22 protein-coding genes are annotated in these 19,649 nt (G+C 63.2%); 8 read left to right on the forward strand and 14 right to left on the reverse strand.

Annotation, left to right across the window (positions count from 1 at the left end; genetic code table 11):
* Positions 1-201 precede the first annotated feature (201 nt).
* From FA04_RS03470 to FA04_RS03480, 3 genes are all read left to right on the forward strand, one after another.
* Positions 202-648 (forward strand): c-type cytochrome, encoded by a 447-nt coding sequence (locus FA04_RS03470; protein ID WP_034789273.1) that lies wholly within the window; start codon positions 202-204, stop codon positions 646-648.
* Positions 649-754: 106 nt separating this feature from the next.
* Entirely contained in the window at positions 755-1,669 is a 915-nt protein-coding gene (locus FA04_RS03475; protein ID WP_034789275.1) for a c-type cytochrome, read from the forward strand.
* 58 nt (positions 1,670-1,727) lie between these two features.
* Complete coding sequence (locus tag FA04_RS03480; RefSeq protein WP_034789276.1) at positions 1,728-2,402, forward strand: nitroreductase family protein; 675 nt, start codon at positions 1,728-1,730, stop codon at positions 2,400-2,402.
* A 52-nt stretch (positions 2,403-2,454) separates the two neighbouring features.
* Here FA04_RS03480 and FA04_RS03485 read toward each other — a convergent pair whose 3' ends face one another.
* The 8 genes from FA04_RS03485 to FA04_RS03520 all read right to left on the reverse strand — a co-directional run bounded on the left by FA04_RS03485 (position 2,455) and on the right by FA04_RS03520 (position 11,360).
* Positions 2,455-3,042, reverse strand: coding sequence for a DJ-1/PfpI family protein (locus tag FA04_RS03485; protein ID WP_034789277.1), 588 nt, complete (start codon positions 3,040-3,042; stop codon positions 2,455-2,457).
* Between the two features lie 10 nt (positions 3,043-3,052).
* Positions 3,053-3,556, reverse strand: coding sequence for a GNAT family N-acetyltransferase (locus tag FA04_RS03490; RefSeq protein WP_034789278.1), 504 nt, complete (start codon positions 3,554-3,556; stop codon positions 3,053-3,055).
* 214 nt (positions 3,557-3,770) lie between these two features.
* Complete coding sequence (locus FA04_RS03495; RefSeq protein WP_034789279.1) at positions 3,771-4,184, reverse strand: MerR family transcriptional regulator; 414 nt, start codon at positions 4,182-4,184, stop codon at positions 3,771-3,773.
* A gap of 125 nt (positions 4,185-4,309) precedes the next feature.
* On the reverse strand, positions 4,310-5,185 hold the full coding sequence (locus tag FA04_RS03500; protein WP_034789280.1) for an alpha/beta hydrolase: 876 nt from the start codon (positions 5,183-5,185) through the stop codon (positions 4,310-4,312).
* 230 nt (positions 5,186-5,415) lie between these two features.
* Positions 5,416-5,883 (reverse strand): hypothetical protein, encoded by a 468-nt coding sequence (locus tag FA04_RS03505; protein WP_034789284.1) that lies wholly within the window; start codon positions 5,881-5,883, stop codon positions 5,416-5,418.
* Between the two features lie 104 nt (positions 5,884-5,987).
* On the reverse strand, positions 5,988-8,321 hold the full coding sequence (locus FA04_RS03510) for a glucose/quinate/shikimate family membrane-bound PQQ-dependent dehydrogenase (protein ID WP_210338948.1): 2,334 nt from the start codon (positions 8,319-8,321) through the stop codon (positions 5,988-5,990).
* Positions 8,322-8,745: 424 nt separating this feature from the next.
* Entirely contained in the window at positions 8,746-10,251 is a 1,506-nt protein-coding gene (locus FA04_RS03515; RefSeq protein ID WP_034789286.1) for a protein adenylyltransferase SelO, read from the reverse strand.
* Between the two features lie 152 nt (positions 10,252-10,403).
* Positions 10,404-11,360, reverse strand: coding sequence for a homocysteine S-methyltransferase family protein (locus tag FA04_RS03520; protein WP_034789288.1), 957 nt, complete (start codon positions 11,358-11,360; stop codon positions 10,404-10,406).
* Between the two features lie 238 nt (positions 11,361-11,598).
* On the opposite strand from FA04_RS03520, the gene FA04_RS03525 reads away from it, so the two are divergent.
* Positions 11,599-12,213, forward strand: a complete 615-nt coding sequence (locus FA04_RS03525) for a TetR/AcrR family transcriptional regulator (protein ID WP_034789290.1) — start codon at positions 11,599-11,601, stop codon at positions 12,211-12,213.
* 52 nt (positions 12,214-12,265) lie between these two features.
* Here FA04_RS03525 and FA04_RS03530 read toward each other — a convergent pair whose 3' ends face one another.
* The 5 genes from FA04_RS03530 to gstA form a co-directional block, all read right to left on the reverse strand.
* A complete protein-coding gene (locus tag FA04_RS03530; protein ID WP_034789292.1) occupies positions 12,266-12,784 on the reverse strand; it encodes a DUF1697 domain-containing protein in 519 nt (172 codons plus the stop codon).
* Between the two features lie 71 nt (positions 12,785-12,855).
* Positions 12,856-14,964, reverse strand: a complete 2,109-nt coding sequence (locus tag FA04_RS03535) for a S9 family peptidase (protein WP_034789294.1) — start codon at positions 14,962-14,964, stop codon at positions 12,856-12,858.
* 147 nt (positions 14,965-15,111) lie between these two features.
* Positions 15,112-15,324 (reverse strand): tautomerase family protein, encoded by a 213-nt coding sequence (locus tag FA04_RS03540; protein WP_034789296.1) that lies wholly within the window; start codon positions 15,322-15,324, stop codon positions 15,112-15,114.
* A 9-nt stretch (positions 15,325-15,333) separates the two neighbouring features.
* Positions 15,334-15,729, reverse strand: a complete 396-nt coding sequence (locus FA04_RS03545) for a nuclear transport factor 2 family protein (RefSeq protein ID WP_034789298.1) — start codon at positions 15,727-15,729, stop codon at positions 15,334-15,336.
* Entirely contained in the window at positions 15,726-16,343 is a 618-nt protein-coding gene (gene gstA / locus FA04_RS03550; RefSeq protein ID WP_327437309.1) for a glutathione transferase GstA, read from the reverse strand. The genes FA04_RS03545 and gstA overlap by 4 nt, the downstream gene beginning before the upstream one ends.
* Before the next feature lie 134 nt (positions 16,344-16,477).
* On the opposite strand from gstA, the gene FA04_RS03555 reads away from it, so the two are divergent.
* The gene (locus FA04_RS03555) at positions 16,478-16,909 is read left to right on the forward strand and encodes a winged helix-turn-helix transcriptional regulator (protein WP_051659156.1); all 432 of its coding nucleotides are present in this window, start codon (positions 16,478-16,480) and stop codon (positions 16,907-16,909) included.
* Here the strand turns inward: FA04_RS03555 and FA04_RS03560 are convergent.
* Positions 16,869-17,789 carry a LysR family transcriptional regulator gene (locus FA04_RS03560; protein WP_034789469.1) on the reverse strand — a complete coding sequence of 307 codons (921 nt, stop codon included), beginning with the start codon at positions 17,787-17,789 and terminating at the stop codon, positions 16,869-16,871. The genes FA04_RS03555 and FA04_RS03560 overlap by 41 nt on opposite strands.
* A 147-nt stretch (positions 17,790-17,936) precedes the next feature.
* On the opposite strand from FA04_RS03560, the gene FA04_RS03565 reads away from it, so the two are divergent.
* The 3 genes from FA04_RS03565 to FA04_RS03575 all read left to right on the forward strand — a co-directional run bounded on the left by FA04_RS03565 (position 17,937) and on the right by FA04_RS03575 (position 19,610).
* On the forward strand, positions 17,937-18,209 hold the full coding sequence (locus FA04_RS03565) for a DUF2798 domain-containing protein (protein ID WP_034789305.1): 273 nt from the start codon (positions 17,937-17,939) through the stop codon (positions 18,207-18,209).
* A 164-nt stretch (positions 18,210-18,373) separates the two neighbouring features.
* Complete coding sequence (locus tag FA04_RS03570; protein WP_051659157.1) at positions 18,374-18,739, forward strand: SH3 domain-containing protein; 366 nt, start codon at positions 18,374-18,376, stop codon at positions 18,737-18,739.
* Positions 18,740-18,851: 112 nt separating this feature from the next.
* A complete protein-coding gene (locus FA04_RS03575) occupies positions 18,852-19,610 on the forward strand; it encodes a class I SAM-dependent methyltransferase (RefSeq protein ID WP_034789309.1) in 759 nt (252 codons plus the stop codon).
* Positions 19,611-19,649 lie beyond the last annotated feature (39 nt).

Raw genomic sequence — 19,649 nt, forward strand, 5'->3', positions numbered from 1 at the left:
ATGAATATTAAAGTCATGTTATTGGCGGGCCTGTTGAAATCCCGAAATTACGCCGGCCGACGGAAATTCCTTTGTCCTAACAAGCACATCAAAAAAATGTTACTTCCGTCGAATACTCAAGATGACATCATGCGGCCGCATTGGGCATGAAGGCCAGGCAGGCAGATTCGCCGAATAGATTTCATTGACCGGGAGATCCTGATGAAAATACGCGCACTCATGTTGGCTGCCGCTCTTGCGGGCCTGGGTGTTACTGCCGTGACTGCAGCCGACGAGCCGCAGGTGGTTCGCCAGCAGGCGATGAAGAAGGTGGGCGCTGCGACTGGCGCGCTTGCCGGCATCGCCAAGGGCGAGAAGCCCTATGACGCGGAGGTCGTGAAGGCATCGCTGACGACGATCAGCGAGACGATGAAGACCTTCCCGGACCATTTCCCGGCCGGCTCGGAAGCGGGCCACGAGACCGAGGCGAGCCCGAAGATCTGGGAAAACCTGGATGACTTCAAGGCCAAGGCCGCCAAGCTCGGCACCGATGCCGAGGCGGTTCTGGCGCAGCTGCCCGCTGACCAGGCGGCCGTCGGCGCGGCCCTCGGGGGCATCGGCAAGGACTGCGGCAGCTGTCATGAGAGCTACCGCCTGAAGAAGAATTGACCGGCGGCAACGTCCTATCCGGCTGAAAGAGGAGGCACGCGACGTCCCGCCGCGTGCCTTCACTCGTATTGAGCACACTGTTTGCGGCAGGGCATGAGGGGAGACTATGGGTCGTCGGGCGAGAAAGCTGATATCGGGTCTTGTGGTGCTGGGCGTCGTCGGCGGTGCCGCGTTCTGGTGGCTGACGAAGCCGGCACCCTGGAGCGCCTCCCATTGGGAGGGCCTCGGAGAACCGGATCTTGCCAATGGCGAACAGGTCTTCTGGGCCGGCGGCTGCGTCAGCTGTCATGCCAACAAGGGCGCCGAAGGTGACGCGCGTCTGGTGCTTTCGGGTGGCGCGCCGCTGAAGAGCCCCTTCGGCACCTTCCACGCGCCGAACATCTCTCCGGACGAAACGGCCGGAATCGGCGCCTGGACGCTCGCCGAGTTCGGCAACGCCATGACCCGCGGCGTCGGGCGCAACGGCGAGCATCTCTATCCGTCGTTCCCCTACGGCTCCTATGCGCGCATGGCGGCCAAGGACGTCAACGACCTCTGGGGCTTCATGAAGACGCTGCCGAAGAGCACCGAGGTGGCGCCGCCGCACGAATTGCCATTCCCTTACAACATGCGGATAGCCTTGGGTGGCTGGAAGCTGCTGTTCCTGACCGACAAGCCACGCGCCGCGGTGGACGCCAACGACCCGAAGCTCGCCCGCGGGCAATATCTCGTCGAGGGGCTTGGCCACTGCGGCGAATGCCACACGCCGAGAAACGCGCTCGGAGGCTTCGAGCCGGATCAGTGGCTCGCAGGCGCGCCGAACCCGGAAGGCGAGGGCCGTATTCCTGATATCACGCCCGGCTCCAAGAGCATCGGCAGCTGGAGCGCCTCTGATATCGCCTCCTATCTGGAAACCGGCTTCACGCCGGAGTTCGATTCCGTCGGCGGTTCCATGGTGGAAGTGCAGAAGAACATGGCAAAACTGACGCCGGCCGACCGCGAGGCGATCGCCGCCTACCTGAAGGCGGTACCGGCGCTCTAACGCTTGATCTTCGTAGCAAGGCGCGCTCAACTCGGCTTCATAACGAGGAGGAGACTGAATGCGCCCACACGAAACCGCGCCCTACGACCAGTGGATCGAACGCAGCCCCGAGGAGATGGTGGCCCGCGCTGCGGACTTCTACGAAGAGGTCAACCGCCGCCGCACCACGCGTTACTTCAGCGATCGTCCGGTGCCGCGTGAGGTCATCGAAACCTGTCTGAAGGCGGCGGGCACGGCGCCGAGCGGCGCCAACCATCAGCCCTGGCATTTCACCGTGATCGAGAGCCCCCGGATCAAGGCCGAGGTGCGCCACGCGGCGGAAGAGGAGGAGCGTATCTTCTATCGGGACAAGGCGCCGCAGGAGTGGCTCGACGCGCTGGCGCCGCTCGGCACCGACGAAGACAAGCCCTTCCTTGAGACCGCTCCCTACCTGATCGTCGTCTTCTCGCAGAAGCGCGGTGGTCCCAATCCGGGCGATCTGAAAAAGAACTACTACATCAACGAAAGCGTCGGCATTGCCACCGGCATCCTGATCACGGCGCTGCATCATGCGGGCGTTGCGACACTGACCCATACGCCGGCGCCGATGAACTTCCTCAACGAGATTTGCGGTCGGCCGGACAGTGAAAAGCCGTTCCTGATTCTGGTGGCCGGCTATCCAGCCCCGGATGCGACCGTGCCGGTGGCCGGCAAGGTGAAGAAGCCGCTCGATCAGATCTCGAACTGGCTCTAGGCCTGTTGCCAAAAGTGGAGAGGCCGCTTTCTGCACCGAAATGGAAGGCGGCTTACCCGATGCTGCCGCTGTCGTCGGGCCGATGCTCCCGCCCGTAGAGTGCAAGAAATCCGTCGAGCTCCGGTGAGCCGAGACCGAGGCCATGCAGGATCTCGCCGGAAAAGCTGATCGGCGCGGTGCCGGCGGCGGTGACGACGTGGCCGCTGCGCATCGCCTGCGGCTGATCGCGATAGTGCGAAGCACCATGATAGCCGGTCAGCGCCGCAAGGCTTTCGGCGCTGTTGCCGGTGTGGTCGACGCGGTCGAGAAGGCCGCATGTTGCAAGGGCATGGACGCCGCCGCAAATGGCTGCGACCACCCGCTTGTTGCGATCGAAGGCACGGATCGTCGAGGAGAGATCGGGCGCCTCGTTCGTGTCCCAGATTGCGCCGCCGCAGATCACCAGCCCGTCGAAGCCGGCCGGGTCGAGGGCATCGACGGAGAGATGCGCCGAGACGTCGAGGCCGCCCATCGAGGTGACACGCGCGCCGTCGACGGTGGCAACCTCGATATCGACGCCGAGATGGGTGCGCGCCGCCGCCATCAACAGCGCACATTCCCAATCGGCGAAGCCTTCGCACAGGACGATTGCAAGACGCATCGGCAGCTCCTCAGCCCAGCTTCTGCATATAGCGCATGCCGGTCACCGGGCGAGGGACGAAGCGTTCGGATTCGTAGAAATGGTGTGCCTGGAAGTTGCCCGTGGCGGCGCTGACCGAAAGGAAGTCGCAGCCGGCCATCTTCGCCTGCTCACGCGCCTTGGCGACCAGGTGGCGGCCAATGCCTGTGCCGCGGCTTTCCGGGCGAACGAAGAGGTGATGCAGCTCCATGCCGCGTGCGCCTTCGGCGGCCCGGTAGATCGGCACGAGGATCGCGTAGCCGATCAGCCGGTTGCCGGCCTCGGCGACGAGCGCCGTAATCCACGGCGTACGGCCGAAAAGGTCACGCTCCAGCTGTTCGGGCGTGATCGGGGCGGCGTCGCCGTGATGGGCCGAAAGTTCGGCGATCATGTCGCGCAGTTCCGGCAGGTCGCGCTGCTTGGCGCAACGGATCGTCACCATCGGCGGGCGCGTCGCCGGTGTCGCATGAAGGGTGGGGATGGCGGTCTGTAGCATGTCTGGGCTCCTCGGGTTTTCTCGCCATCAGGAGCCGGAAAAACAAAAGCCGCCTGATGGCGGCCTTGTTGAATATGATCAGCAGGCCGCTCCTATCGGAACAGCCAAAAATACACGCGGCAAATGGGTGCGTTCTTGATCATGGGCGCTAGATTGTTTGTTTTCGTGATTTTGTCAACGGGGATTTTTCAAGGCGACTAATTAAGCTGCCGCCTCAGTGCTCGCTCTCGCACATAGAGTGGTCGGCGAGCGCCCGGATCACGTAGCAGTCGCCGACGGTGTGATTGCCGTCGCAGGCGACGATGCGTTCCAGTTCCTGCTCCAGCTTCCTCAATCGCGCGATCTTCTCGCGCACCGTTGCCAGGTGCTCGCTGGCGATGCGGTCGGCTTCGCCGCAAGGTCGCTCCGGATGCTGGCTGAGGGCGAGCAGGTCCTTGATCGAATCGATCGACAAGCCGAGGTCGCGCGCATGGCGGATAAAGGCCAGTCGCTCAAGTTCGCCTTTCTCGTACCGCCGCTGATTGCCTTCGGAGCGCTCGGGCGCTGCGATCAGTCCCATCTGCTCGTAGTAGCGGATCGTCGGGATTTTGACGCCGGTGCGCCGGGAGAGATCGCCGATGGAATACATGCTCGCCTCAAACCTATAGCTTCTGGAGCAATAGATAGTTGGGCGCGACCAAGTGTCAATGGTTGGGAAGGGGAGGGGCCGGTCTCGGCCCCTCCGAATGCTGGACGCTGCGAGGGCGGCTTGTCCTAGCCGCGGTCGTTTTCGAGGAACGAGAGCAGGGCTTCGTCGAAGAGATCGCTTTCTTCCAGCTGCGGCGTATGCCCGCTCTGTTCGAAGAGCCGCACCGTCAGGTTCGTGAAGTCCGCCCGGTACTCGTCCCAGCTGAAGGCCGGGGCGACGAGATAGTCCGAGCGGCCGAGCGCAAGCAGCACCGGCGCTGCCAGCCTGTTCAAACCCTTGCGGATATTGATATCGCGAAACACCTCGCCCCAGAGATGGTCGAATACCGCGTTGTTGGCAGTGACATCTCGCCAAAGAGTCGTTGCGTCGAAGTCCGGCTGATGCCAGCTCTTCGCGCCGAGCCGGATCAGCAGGGCTTTGAAACGTTCCTCAGGCCGCGCCGTGATATCGTCGCCAAGCTTGGCCATCTCCCGTGCGAAGATCGCTTTACGGGTCGGCGACACCGTTTCTTCCCAGATCCGGTCGGCGAGCGCCATATGACGAGCCGAATGGCTCGGACCGGTGCCGACCATGATCACGTGGCTGACGCGCTCCGGGTGTCGCTTGGCATATTCGAGGGCCATATAGCCATGGCCGGAGTGTCCGAGAATGGCGAAGCGTTCGAGCCCCAGATGCGCCCGCATTCGCTCGATATCATCGAGCACCGTCTCGAAGCCGATGTCGCCAGCGGCATAGTTGGTCCGCGCCGGTGCGAAGCCGCGGTGGTCGATGAAGATCAGCCGCAACTTCTCGCGAAGCGCTTGGGAGAAGGTGCGGGGGTAGTAGGCGGCGCTGCCGATGACGAGCAGCGGCGTGCCACTGCCTTCGATCCTATAGCCGAGGTCGAAGGGGCCGGCGCCAAGGCTGCCGGCTTCGGAAACAAATCCGTCTTTGGTGGTCATGAGGATGATCCTAGCGATGGCCGGTGAACGGTCATGTCCGTGTCAGGACGTTCAGGCGGCCGAAAAAAAAGCCATGCCAAAAACCGCCGAAGGGCGGCTGTGGCGTCGGTCGTTTTCTGCCGGCGAAAGTCGCTAACGGATCAGGCGCATGGATCTTGGTCCTCTTTGGAGGATCGCTGGATATCATCGATTGTCCGACCGAGACAAGCCGATCGGCGCAAACCGCCCTCTCAGGGGATGTCGTCGCCGCCGTTGGCGAGATCGGCGGTCGCCACGTCGCGCTGCTGCTCGACACCCATCGCGCGCTCGACAGCCTTGCGGATCTCTTCCTCGGCGGCCTGCCGCTGCTCGGGGGGCATCTCCTTGAGATCCGATTCGGTCAGGCCCATCGCCTTGAGGACCTGTTCGCGGATTTTCTCAACCAGGCTCTTCTTCGCTTCCTTCAGAAACTCGTCGCTGACCGAACCGTCCGAGGCCGCAGGGCCTTCTTTGGCGGAAATCGAAGCCGTGCTCTCGCCGTCGCGCGCCGCCGTCATCCACAGCGCGTTGGAAAGGGCGTTCGAGGTCGAAGGCGGCGCGATCGTCGGGGCCTGGCGCGGGCGCGCATCACCGCCGCTCTCCTCGATCGGCGCGATAGTGCCCGCCTGCTGGCGGCGCTGGGAGAAGTAGTAGTTCGAAATGCTGTTGTCGATCTTCATGGGAATCCCCCGGAATCTGTCGTCCGGGGGAAGCTGCTGTCGCGGGCTTGCGCGGAGCTTACTTTTGCAACCTTCTAGCGAGAATTAGGGATGCTTCGCGCGCGTCAAGGCAGAGTGTAGGCGATGATGTAGTCACCGGGCCTGGTGCCGACCGAGCCGTGGCCGCCGGCAACGATCAGCACATATTGCTTGTCGCCGACCGCATAGCTCATCGGCGTCGACTGGCCGCCGGCGGGAAGGCGCGCCTCCCAGAGCTGGCGTCCGGTCGTGAGGTCATAGGCGCGCAGATAATCGTCGACAGCGGCACCCAGGAAGGCGACGCCCCCCTTGGTGATCATCGGCCCGCCGATGCCCGGTACGCCGACCTTGAACGGCAGCGGCAACGGCGTCATGTCCTCGACGGTGCCGTTCTTGTGCTTGTAGGCGATCTTGCCGGTCCTGAGATCGGCTCCAGCGACGTAACCCCACGGCGGCGCCTGGCAGGGAATGCCGAGCGGTCCAAGGAAGGGGCCCATGAAGACGCCATAGGGCGCTCCATCGTTGCGATTGAGCCCTTGCTCCGATCCCTTCTCGTCCTGGCCCTTCGGCGGCACCTGGTCGCGGGGCACGAGCCGCGAGGTGAAGGCGAGATAGGTCGGCATGCCGAACATCACCTGCCGCTCCGGATCGATCGCGACGGAACCCCAGTTGAAGGTGCCGAAGTTGCCGGGATAGACGAGCGTGCCCTCGATCGACGGCGGCGTGTAGCGTCCCTCATATTTCAGCGAGCGGAACGCGATGCGGCAGGCAAGCTGGTCGAACAGCGTGACGCCCCACATGTCCTTTTCCTGTAGCGGTGCAGGCATGAAGGTGAGGCCGGAGACCGGCTGGGTCGGGGCGGTGAAGTCCTCGGGGATCGCGCCACCCGGCGCCTGCACCTCCTCGACCGGGATGATCGGTTCGCCGCTCCTGCGGTCGAGCACGTAGATGTCGCCCTGTTTCGTCGGTCCGACCAAAGCTGGCACGACGGTGCCGTCCTCCTTGGTGATGTCAAGCAGCGCCGGCTGCGCCGGCACGTCCATGTCCCAGAGGTCGTGATGTACGGTCTGGCGAACCCAGCGCACCGCGCCCGAATTGATGTCGAGCGCGACGATCGAGGAGGAATATTTCTCGACGTGTTCGCTGCGGCCCATGCCGAGCTGGTCGGGCACCTGGTTGCCCATGGGGATGTAGACGAGGCCGAGACCCTCGTCATAGCTGAAGACCGACCAGCTGTTCGGCGAGTTGGTGGTGTAGGTCTGGCCTTCGGGGAGCGGTGCCGTCACATCAGGGTTGCCGCTGTCCCAGTTCCAGATCAGAGCACCGGTGTTGATGTCGAACGCGCGGATGACGCCGGACTGTTCCTGGGTGGAATAGTTGTCGTTGACCGCACCGCCGATGATCAGCTTGCCGGCGACGGCAACCGGCGGCGACGTCGAATAATAGTAACCGGCCGGGTTGTATTTCATGCCCGTTTCGAGATGCAGGACGCCATTGTCGGCAAAGCTGGTGCAGACGGACCCCGTCGCCGCATCGAGCGCGATCAACCGCGCGTCGGAGGTCGGAAGGTACACCCGTTCGGCGCAGGGGCTGCCCGGGGCTGCAGCCGGGTCGGCCCAATAGGTAACGCCGCGGCAGGTCTGGTGCTGGCGGTCCGGGTTCATGCCCGAGTTGCTGTCATATTTCCATTTCTCTTCGCCGGTTGCCGCATCGAGCGCGATCGCCCAGTTGTGCGGTGTGCAGGCATAGAGCGTGTCTTTGATCTTGAGCGGCGTCACCTGATAGGTCGTCTCGCCCACGTCGTCGGGTCTCTTGATGTCGCCGGTCTGGTATTGCCAGGCAACCCTCAGCCCCCCGACATTCTCAGGCGTGATCTGATCGAGCGGCGAGTAGCGCTGGCCGAAGGCGGTGCGCCCGTACTGGTGCCATTCGTCCGGCGGTACCGAGCCGCCGAGCGGTGGATTTTCAGCGACGACATCGCTCGGCAGATCGCCGCGTATGTCGTGCGGGTCCTGCATGATTGCGTAGCCCGCGACACCAACCGATACCAGCACCGCAAATGCCAGCGGCCAGCCACTCACGGCATAACGCTCGCCCGTCGGGCTTTCGAAGCCGAGCGGCCGGCGCACGGCCGGCAACAGCAGCCAGAGCCCCAGAAGGACGATGACGCCGCCACGCGGGCCAAGCTGCCACCAGTCGAAACCGACCTCAGACACCGCCCAGCCGAGCGAGCCCAGGATCATGAACGCATAGAGCCAGATCGCCGCCGATTTCCGCATGAACAGCAGCACCGCCGTCAGCAGGAAGCCGATGCCGATTGCGAGGTAATAGGGGCTGCCGCCAAGCATCAGCAGCTTGGCGCCGCCGCCGCCAAGCGCGAGGCCGATGATTGCAAAGACGATGGCCGTCAGAACGAGCATGATGGGAACTCCCGCATCGAAGAACGGTGCAGTGGCACGGTTCTTTCCATTGCGGCGGTCCGTCGCCGGGACCGCGTGAGACAGGTGGCTTCGAAGCGGCGGTCGCAAGCCTGTCGCGGCCGCCCGGTCAGGGAAGGCGCAGAGCGCCTGTCCTGTTAGCACCTAACGCGCCGTCTCTGCCTTTCAATAGCCACATTCCGCAACGCGGAAATATTCGCAGGCCCGCAATAAAGTTGCGGTCAAGGCGACCGAACGTGGACGACCGGTGCGTTTAAGCGCCGCTGGCGGCGCGTTGGCTGAGGGCAGCCAGGTGCCCGTCCCCGCGTAAAAACAGCGGCATAGAACGATTTGATGAATCGGCCTGGCAGCAGAAGCGCAAGGCCGCGGAAATACGGCGCACCGGAATGCCGCATTCCCGAGACGGCTATGTGCCGCAGAAGGTGCGCTGGACTTCCTCTCCCGGGCTCGGCGGAGCCTGGTAGCGGGCAAACTGCGGCTGGTCGGTATAGGGGTTGGCGGTAACTTCGACCAGGGCCTCAAAGAGCGAGAAGTCCGCATCCTCGGTCGCGGCCGCGATCGCCTCTTCGATCCGGTGGTTACGCGGAATAAAGGCCGGGTTGACCGCCATCATGGCGGTCGCGCGTTCATCCGGCGTCGCCTTCTCGCGGCTGAGACGCTGACGCCACTCTTGCAGCCACGGCCCGATTGCCCCGGTAGAGGCAAAGGTCGAGGCGAGTGCGGCATCGGCGGCCGGGTCGCGGGCGCTGTCGCACAGCCGCCGGAAGGTGAGGGTGAAATCCGCTTCCCCCTGATGCATGGCCGTCAGCAGCGCCTGCAACAGGTCGAGATCTCCCTTTTCGCTCATGGCCAATCCGATCTTGCGCCGCATGCCATCCAGCCAGTGGCGCTGGAAGATCGCGCCGTACTCGCCGAGCGCATCATTGGCCAGTTCCACCGCAGTATCCTGGTTGTCGTCGAAGAGCGGCACCAGGGTTTCTGCCAGGCGCGCCAGGTTCCATTGCCCGATCGCCGGCTGGCTCGCATAGGCATAGCGACCGATCTGATCGATCGAGGAAAACACCTTCTTGGGATCATAGGCATCGAGGAAGGCGCAAGGGCCGAAGTCGATTGTCTCGCCCGAGATCGTCATGTTGTCGGTGTTCATCACGCCATGAATGAAGCCGACGTGCAGCCAGCGCGCGATCAGCTCCGCCTGGCGCGCGGTCACCGCCTTGTAGAAGGCAAGATAGGGCCGTTCAGCGTCCCTGACCTCAGGGTAGTGGCGATCGATCGCGTAGTCGGCAAGCACCTTCACCGACTCCATATCGCCGCGCGCCGCGAAAAATTGGAACGTGCCGACGCGCATATGGCTTGCCGCGACCCGCGTGACGATGGCGCCCGGCAGGATCTGTTCGCGATAGACCGGTTGCCCGGTGACGACGGCGGCAAGCGCCCGTGTCGTCGGAATGCCGAGCGCGTACATCGCCTCGCTGACGATGTACTCGCGCAAGACTGGACCGAGTGCCGCGCGCCCGTCGCCGCGCCGTGAGAAGGGGGTCTGGCCCGGTCCTTTGAGCTGGATGTCGCGCCGCTTCCCGTTGCGGTCGATCACCTCGCCAAGGAGGATCGCCCGGCCATCACCGAGTTGCGGCACGAAGGTGCCGAACTGGTGGCCGGCATAAGCCATGGCAAGCGGATCGGCACCGGCGGGAAGGCGGTTGCCCGAAAAGATCTCGGCGCCCTCGCGTTCGAGCGTCGCCACGTCGAGACCGAGCTCCTCGGCCAATGGCTTGTTGAGCTTGATCAGCCAGGGCTCCGCCACCGGAGTGGGCGCGACGCGCGCGAAGAACTGCTGCGGCAGGCGCGCGTAGCTGTTGTCGAAGGCAAAGGCTTCGGCATTTCCGGTCGGCGAGGCGGGAGCGTAATTCATGACAGGGCGGTCAACGGCCTTTGCCGGGATGTCCGGCTGCCGTCCTTTCCGTTCAAGTCTACACAAACACTGTGGCTTTCGCGAGGGTGGCGACGAGAAGGCGCCCTCCCGCAATTGCTTGCGAGAGGGCCGGGAGGGCGAGGCCCCGCGCCTCAGGCGCTAAGCGCCGTCGGTGGAAGGCAGGCCTCGCAGATTGCCGCGATGTGGCGATGGTCGGTGCCGCAGCAACCGCCAAGGATGCGCAATCGTGGCAAATGCGTCGTCAGTGTTCGATAACGCTGGCCGAGGTCGAGGGGATCCCCGGCATCCAGGATTTCGCTGTTGTCGAGCTCGGCATGGCTCATCCTGGAAGCGTTGGCTCGGATACCGGCGATGCGCTGCGCCCAGGCGCTCCCCGTATCGAGGCTGGTCTCGAAATGATCGGGGTGGGCACAGTTGATCATGTAGTAGTGCGGATAGCCGCCGGTCGCCGCATCAACGGTCTCGATCGCGGCCCGAAGGGTTCGGCCGTCTGGGAGCCGGCCGTCGGTTTCCACCGTGAAGGCAATCGAGCAGGGCATGCCATGGCTCTGGGCCGCCCGGGCAATGCCGGTCGCCTCGTCGATGCTGGTCAGCGTATAGGCGCCGACGATATCGGCGTCACTGGCGGCAAAGGCGGAGATCTGTGGTCCGTGATAATCCTCGGCCTCATCCGCGCTCATGCGGCCCAGGCGATAGCCGTCGCCGCGCGGCCCGATGGCGCCGCTAAGCACGATCGGCGCTTGCGGACGTTCGTACTCGGCGCGCAGTTCCGCCAGCATGTAGATGGCGTTCTGGTTGACCTCGGCCAGGGCCGCGGCGTCATAGCCGAGCTTCACGCCCCAATCGGCGCTGGCGCGCCAGGTGGGTGTGTCGAGCACGAAGCCGGTGCCGTGCTGCTGTGCAATTGCGAGATATCGCTTGTAGTAGTCGAGCAAGCGCCGGCGCCCGTCCGCCGTCGAAATGAGCACGAAGGCGGCAAAATGCGGGAGGGAGATGCCCTCATGAAAGATCAGCGTCGTTTCGATGCCACCGTCACTCAGGAACAGTCCACCCTTCAAGAGCGGCAGGCTGCGTCTGTATTTGGCCATATCGGTCTCCACCGGTTCAGTCTTGGCTGAAGGGCCCGCGGATGCCTCCAACACCGCAGAACCAAGTAAATTTCTGCCTTATGATCATCTTCTAAACTAGACGACTTGCGGTATACTATTGCTAATATACTAAATTAGTGTCGAAAAATCAGTGACTTACTGGCTTGCAGCCGCCGCTGCGCTAGGAGCTGGCCGCCGAGTAATTGCTGGAAACCGTACCAATGGTAGGGAGCAGCTAATGCGAAAGGGTGAGGAAACGCGCGCCAGAATCCTCGACGTCGCCGAGGCGGCGGTGCTTGCCAAGGGTTTCGGCGCGACTTCGATCGACGAGCTGATCGCCGAGACCGGCATCACCAAGAGCGGATTCTTCTACCATTTCCGCGACAAGAACGAACTCGCGCGGGCTCTGCTCGAGCGCTACATCGAGAACGACGAGCGCATCTACGACGAGATCTTCGGCCGCGCCCATCAATTGTCAGACGACCCGCTGCAGGCTTTTCTTCTGGGACTGAAGATGCTGTCGGAAATTCTCGCTGACCTGCCGAACGGTCATCCCGGCTGCCTGGTCGCGGTCATGTGCACGCAGGAGCGTGCTTTCGATCGCGAGATCCAGGAGATCAACCGGCAGGCGGCGCTGATGTGGCGTCGGCGTTTCGGCACGATGTTCGAGGCGATCATGCAAGTCTACCGGCCACGCGAGCCGCTCGACGTCGACCAGCTGGCCGATATGGTTTCGACCGTGCTTGAAGGCGGCATCATCCTGTCGAAGGCGCTGAAGCAGCCTGAAAGCCTGCCGCAGCAGCTGCTCGTACTCCGATCCTTCGTCCGGCTGCTGTTCCAGCCGGCAGCGTGAGCAATTCCAGGAAAAGCGCGGTTTTCCGTCCGGAATGGCGCCTTGCGGTGCGTCAGCCTTCCATCTCAAGCGCCAAGGCAGCAAGCTTGCGCACCGTGTTGAGGTTGCGCGCGGTGCCTGGTTTGGCGGCCGGCAGCTTGAACTTCGAACGGCCGGAGCCGTTCGGGAAGTGGATATAGATCTCAGCTCCGGCAACCTGGGCTTCTTCGCCATCGGGTGCCACGAGTTTGTCGAGCGCGTCTGATGGTGCCGGCTCGCGCAGGAAAACGACAAGCAGCAGATTGGGCTTGGCGTCCGGGAAGGGGGCCTGATCGGCGATCGCCTGCAATTGCGCGCCGGTCCTGATCATCACGCCTGGCGCCTTACCGAGCTTTTCCTGAAGTGCGCTGTCCAGCATTGCCGCCGCCTCTGCCGCCGGCAGATCGGAGCGGAACAGCACGTTGCCGCTCTGGATGTAGGTCTTGACGTCGGCAAAGCCGAGCCCCTCGCAGATCGCCTTGAGGTCGGCCATTGGAAGCGATCCCGTACCACCGACATTGACGGCTCGCAGCAGGGCGACGTGGACGGGCATGGTGGGACCTTTCACATCAGGTGGCAACGGGATGAGAAAAACCGCAAACAGGTTTCCTCATCCCGATCCGTTTACATCTTGCCGGCGACCTTGATGGCAAAGGCGTATTCGAAGGCGATCTCCTCGAGCCGCTGGAAGCGGCCCGAAGCGCCGCCATGGCCGGCGTCCATATTCGTCTTCAACAGGATCGGCGCGCTGCCCGTCGTCTTCTCGCGCAGCCGCGCGACCCACTTCGCCGGCTCCCAATAGGTGACGCGCGGATCGGTGAGACCGCCGAGTGCCAGGATCGCGGGATAGGACTTCGCCTCGACATTGTCGTAGGGCGAGTAGCCGGCGATGATGTCGTAGAACTCGCGGCTCTCGATCGGGTTGCCCCATTCCGGCCATTCCGGCGGGGTCAGGGGCAGGGTGTCGTCGAGCATGGTGTTGAGCACGTCGACGAAGGGTACGGCCGCGATAACGCCGGTGAACTTCTCCGGCGCCATATTGGCGATCGCGCCCATGAGCATGCCGCCGGCGGAGCCGCCTTCTGCGACGATCTTCGCGTAGGACGTGAACTTCTGTTGATTCAGATAGTCAGCGGCCGCTATGAAATCCTTGAAGGTATTGGTCTTCTTGGCCATCTTGCCGTCTTCGTACCAGGCAAAGCCGCGATCCTTGCCGCCGCGGATATGGGCGATGGCATAGACGAAGCCGCGATCGGCCAGCGACAGGCAATTGGTGTTGAAGCCGGCTGGAATGGTGATGCCATAGGCGCCATAGCCATAGAGCAGGCAGGGCGCCGAACCGTCGAGCGGCGTGTCCTTGCGGTAAAGCAGCGTCACCGGCACTTCGGTGCCATCCCAGGACGGCGCGAAGACGCGGCGGGTGACATAGTCGTCCGGGTTGTGGCCCGAAGGCACTTCCTGGGTTTTCAAGAGCGTGCGCGCGCGCGTCGCCATGTCGTAGTCGAAGAGCTGCGACGGCGTGGTCATCGACGAGTAGGAGAAGCGGATGACGTCGGTGTCGTATTCGGCAGCACCGGAAAGGCCGAGCGAATAGGCCTCTTCGGCAAAGGCGATCGCGTGCTCTTCGCCGGTCTTGCGGTCGCGGATGACGATCTCCGGCAGGCCTTCGCGGCGCTGCAGCCAGACGAGGTGGCGGGCATAGGCCATGTGGCTGAGGATCAGTGTGCCGGGCTTATGCGGCACCACCTCGCGCCAATTCTCCTTGCCCGGTGCCGTGACCGGCGCTTCGACGATCTTGAAGTCCTTGGCGCCGTCGGCATTGGTGAGGATGTAGAAGACGTCGCCGCCTTCGGTCATCGCGTATTCGAGCCCGGTGACGCGCTCGGCGACGAGCTTCGGCTCAGCCGTCAGATCCTTTGTCGAGAGCAGTCGGTATTCGCTCGTCTCGTGATCGTGGATGTCGATGTAGATGAAATCGTCGAGCAGCGAGCCGCCGACCGACATGAAGAAGCCGGGATCCGTCTCCTCGAAGACCAGCCGGTCGTCGGTCTGGGCGGTGCCGAGGATATGGTGGAAGATCTTCGACGGGCGGTGGTTGTCGTCGAGCACTGTGTAGAAGAAGCTCTTGCCATCGGGCGCCCAGGCGCCGCCGCCGCCGGTGTTCTCGATCACGTCTGCCAGGTCTTCGCCCGTTGCGAGGTCGCGCACCCGAAGCGTGAAATACTCCGAACCCTTGTCGTCATAGCCCCAGATGCCGAGGCTATGGTCGGTCGAATGGTCGAGCCCGCCAAGGCGGAAATAGGCCTTGCCTTCGGCTTCCTTGTCGCCGTCGAGCAGCAATTGCCGGATCGCCTCGTCCTTGTGGTCGCCGTCACGGGGAATGCGGAAGTAACGCGGCTGCTCGCCGCCGGTGACATAGGCATGGCCGTAGGCGAAGGGACCGTCCTTGACCGGGATCGAGCTGTCGTCCTCCTTGATCCGGCCGCGCATCTCGGCAAACAGCGTCTTCTGAAGAGCCTTAGTGTCATCCATCGCCGCGTTCATGTAGGCGTTTTCGGCCTCCAGATGCTTGCGGATATCAGGATCGAGGATCGAGGGATCCTTGAACATCGCCTGCCAATTGTCCGCGCGCAGCCAGGCATAGTCGTCGGTGCGGGTAATGCCGTGGCGCGTGTCGCTGACCGGCTTCTTTGCGGCGACGGGAGCTTTGGGGAGGTTGCTGAATACGGACAAGATACGTCTCCGGGATCAATGCGGCGGGAGACAATGAGATAGAGACCCTGTCGAAAGCGATCAAGCGCAATCGAGCTACGCGCGGATCACCGCGGCATCGGGTGGGCTGCTGCCCCTTCCATCGTGGTGGGTAGGGGCAGCGTGTTGCTACGATTTTTCGCCGACCTTTCGCCGGTACGCATCAACCGGCAATCCACCGACGCCCCAGTCTTCGAGCGCCACTTCGTCGATGACAACGAAGGTGGTGGCCGGATCCTTGTTGAGCACGGTGTAAAGCAGATCGGTGACGCCCTTGATCAGGGTTGCTTTCTGCTCGGGGGTTGCACCCTCGCGGGTTATCTTGATGTTTACGTAGGGCACAAGCTTCTCCTATTGCGCGGATGCGATGTCGTAATGGAAGACCTTGGCGATGATCTGCCAGCGGCCGTCAAGAAAGACCAGGGACAAAAAGTCGGTGAAGGCCTTCTCGCCGATGGCGCATTGCACCTTGGCAAATGCGGTTACGGGGCCTGCGAACTCAATGGAAAGAATACGGTCGATGCGCGCTTCGTCTCGGCTTTCGGGCGAGGGACGTTTTTCGACGATCGGAAAGTACCTGTTCATGTCGAGTTCGAGCAGGGTTCCGTCCGTTGCGGTGGCATAGAGCGCCTTCGGGTGGAAGACTTGCCTGAGAATGTCGGTGTCGCTGCGATAGAGCCCGTCGAAGTAGCGTTGCAGGACGTGGACGATGGCTGCGAACTGCGGATCCTTCGGTGACGCGCTCATGCCGCGACCAGGCCTTCCGCCCGCATTGCGCTGCGCACGGCAGGACGTGTGCCGATCCGTTGCATGTAGGCTGCGAGATGCGGCCATTGCGTGAGCGCGATCCCGGTGCCGCTGCTCCAGTTGACGACCGTGAAGAGATAGGCGTCGGCGACGGAGAAGACCTCCCCGAGCAGGTAAGGGCGCGCGTCCGCGAGCAGGCTTTCGACATGGGTCAAGCGTTTCGCCACCTGCAGCGTGGCTGCCTCCTTTGCATCGGGGGATGCGGTCGGGTCGAACAGCGGCGAGAAGGCCTTGTGCAGTTCCGATGAGATGAAGTTCAACTGTTCCTGAAGGCGGGTGCGCGCCAGCGTGCCGTTTTCAGGCGCAAGTTTCGCCGCCGGAAAGCGATCGGCGATGTACTGCACCACAGCAGCACCTTCGGTAACGACCTCGCCGCTTTCCAGCACCAGCGCCGGTACGTAGCCCTTGGGGTTGACCGCCTTGTAATCCGCACCGGTCTCGGTGCGATGAGTCTTGGTATCGACCCGGACGATCTCGAAATCGGCACCGGCCTCGTGCAGGCTGATATGGGGGGAAAGCGAACAGGCGCCGGGGGCGTAATAGAGCTTCATCATCTGGTTCCTTCTGAAATGATTGTCCGTTTGTCGAGGACGGCGGAACCTAAGCGGAAGCGGTAACCTTTGTATATCAGATAACCTTATGTTACCTCCCTTTCCGGTTTCCCCGCGGTAACTGGAAAGTTTTGCCCATGAGCTTGAAAATTCGGAAAAATCGGGCCGCGGCCTTGCCGCCGAACTGCCCGGTCGGCGAGTGCATGGTGCTACTCGGCGGCGCATGGACGCCGAACATCCTCTGGTCCTTGAGCGCCGGGCCGCGCCGCTTCAGTGAACTGAGGATCGACGTGCCCGGTATTTCGGCAAAGGTGCTGAGCACTCGGTTGAAGGAACTTGAGGAGAAGGGTGCTGTCGAGCGGCGGATCATGCCGACGTCGCCGCCTTCCGTGGAATACAGCCTCAGTGAGCTCGGCGCGGAGTTCATCCCGGCCATCCATGCCATCGTCGAGGTCGGCTATCGGCTGAAGCAGCGGCGAGGCGTCGAGGTCGTGCGCAAGGAAACGGCTGCCGCTCCGGTCCCGGTCACTACCAGCGCCCCTTCAGGCTCTGCACCGCATGCTCGATGAACGCGCGCACCTTCGGCGTTTGCGCCTGGCGGTCGGCAAAGCAGGCATAGAAATCGAAGGGCTCGTGGTCGGTGCTGGCCAATCCCTCCTGCGGCAGTTCGCCGAACAGCGGCACCACCAGCCCGCGTTCGATCAGCGGCGCTGCGATGAAGGCGCCGAGCCGGGTGATGCCGGCGCCGGCGATCGCCATCTCGGCGAGCGTGTCGATATCGTTGCTGACGATCGTCGCCTTCAGTTCCGGCTCGAAGCGCAGGCCGTCGCGGGTAAACGCCCAGCGAAAGATCCGGCCATGCCCCGCATAGCGGTAGACCAGGCAATCGTGGTGCACGAGATCTTCCGGTTGCTGCGGGCGGCCGCGTCGCTCCAGATAGGAGGGGGCTGCACAGATGATCATCGGCACGGAGGCAAGCTTGCGGGCAATCAGCCCCTGTTCGAGCTGCAGACCGAAGCGCACGCTGATGTCGATGCCTTCGCCGATATGATCGATCTCGCGGTCGGTGACGACGAGCTCGATCGAGACATCCGGATACCGGGCGGCGAAGGAGGGGACGAGCGGCGCCACCACATGACGACCGAAGGCGACGGATGAGGCGATCTTGAGCGGCCCACGCGGCTCGGTGCTGAGTGCCGAAACGGCTGCTGCTGCAAGCTCCAGCTCGTGTACGACGCCGCGCACCCTCTCGTAGTAAATCCGCCCGCTCTCGGTCAGGCCCAACTGGCGCGTGGTGCGGCTGAGCAGCCGGCTGCCGAGCGTTCGCTCCAGGCGGGCGATGTTCTGGCTCGCGGAAGCGGGTGTAATCCCGAGCTTTCGTGCCGCCGCGGCGATGCTGCCTTCCTCGACGCTCCTGACGAAACTCTCGACGCCGCGCAAAGTGTCCATAACCCAAACCATCGAATAGAAACATCTATTCGATGGTTTTGCCTGTTTCTGAACAAGGCTGCAATGGCCTACTTGGCTGCGACGCGATCCGTATAGTGCGGCCAGAAACGAGGGGGTGGTCCCCTCGATCAAACCAGGAGACTTCTGATGGGAGACACCCTATCGGCGCCGCGGCTCGCGCGCAGCCGCAAGCTGCCGCCGCGTGCGGCCCCCGTTGCCTTCGCCTTCTTCATGTCGGCGATCATGGCGTTTCTGATGTGCTGCGTCATCGTCGGCGTCAACACCGGCATCGACGCCGGCTACCCGGCCCGCGTGCTCGGTTCCTACGCGCTCGCCATGCCCGTCGCCTTCGTCTGCGTGCTCATGGTCCGCCCCGTGGTCGCGCGGCTGGTCGGCGTCGTCTGCCGCCTGCCGGGCTGACAAGACCCCGTCCCGGAAAACCGGGACGGGCGGCGTGCCCACGTCGTCATGGGATAAGGGGCGCTCTCGTCGTGAAATCCATTCAGTTGCAATTCAGCCGAGGGGTCGCATTCTGTTTTCTGCCGCAACGACTGGCGGTCTGATCAAGGGGCAAGGAGATGGGCATGTTGAACAAGCTGGTGCAGGCGGCCATTCTGGCCGGGGCGCTCTCCGCCGCACTTCCCGCTACCGCAAGCACATTTGTCGCCTGGGAAGTGTCCGGGGTCGACTGGAACGACGTGCTCAACGCGCGCGCCTGGCCATCCTCCTCCTCGGCGATCCGCGCCGGCTATCCCAACGGCACGAAACTGCAGATGACCGGCCGCTGCATGAACGGTGTCGATCTCAAGCGCATCGCCCGCTGGTCGGCTTCCGCCCAGCGCCAGGCCGTGCGGGCCACCTGGTGCCAGATCTGGCACGATCCGCAGCGCAGCGGAAACTGGCAGGAGGGCTGGGTTTACGGCAAGTTCATCCGGCCGGCGCGCTTCTGACACGTTTGGACGATGACGATAAAGCGTCGGCGTGGCTGGCAAACAACAGCCCTGGTCGCATACTCCCGTATAAAGCACAGCGTTGCTTTGTTTTATCGGGAGCAGAGGTATCGTGAACAATACCTATGGCAGACTTGCCTCTCATGTTTATAATTTAGACAAATATATTGGAAAGTCCTTCGGCGACATCGAGTATTATCGGCAGAGGCTCGACGGCTATCGTGGGCCGATCCTCGAACCAGCCGTCGGCAACGGCCGAGCGCTGATCCCGTTGCTGGAGGCCGGTTTCGATGTCTGCGGGTTTGATGCCTCGCAGGACATGCTCGACTATTGCCTCGCCCAATGCGCCGGCCGCGACTTGGCGCCGGCCCTGTCTCGCCAGACCTTCGAAACCTTCACCTATGCAAAGCGCTTCGATGCGATTGTCGTACCCGCCGGTTCGTTGCAGCTGATCGCCGATCATGCAGCGGCATCAGCCGTGCTGAAGCGCTTTTACGATCACCTGGCGCCGGATGGTCGGTTGATCTTCGATCTTTACCCGGGCGACATGGTTGCCGACCTGCAGCCGAATATCCGGAGCTGGCAAACGGAGACGGGCGACCTTTTGACCCTGACCAGCCAGCGTGTGAAGACCGACATCATCGGCCAGACGACCGTTTCCCACCTGCGCTACGACCTCTGGCAAGAAGGACGACTGGCGTCGAGCGAGCTTGAATTCTTCACCATGCGCTGGTGGGGCATTCAGGAAATGCTGCTGACGCTGCAGGCAGCCGGTTTCGAAGATCTCGTCGTTTCCGGCGACTATACCTTCGGCCGTGCTCCAAGGGACGGTGACCATGTCGTCACCTTCGAATGCCGACGCCCGGTATAGGTCGCGCGTCGAAGCAAACCGGACAAAAGAGCCACGCCC

The sequence above is a fragment of the Ensifer adhaerens genome, from assembly GCF_000697965.2.
GTDB classification, from domain to species: Bacteria; Pseudomonadota; Alphaproteobacteria; order Rhizobiales; family Rhizobiaceae; genus Ensifer; species Ensifer adhaerens.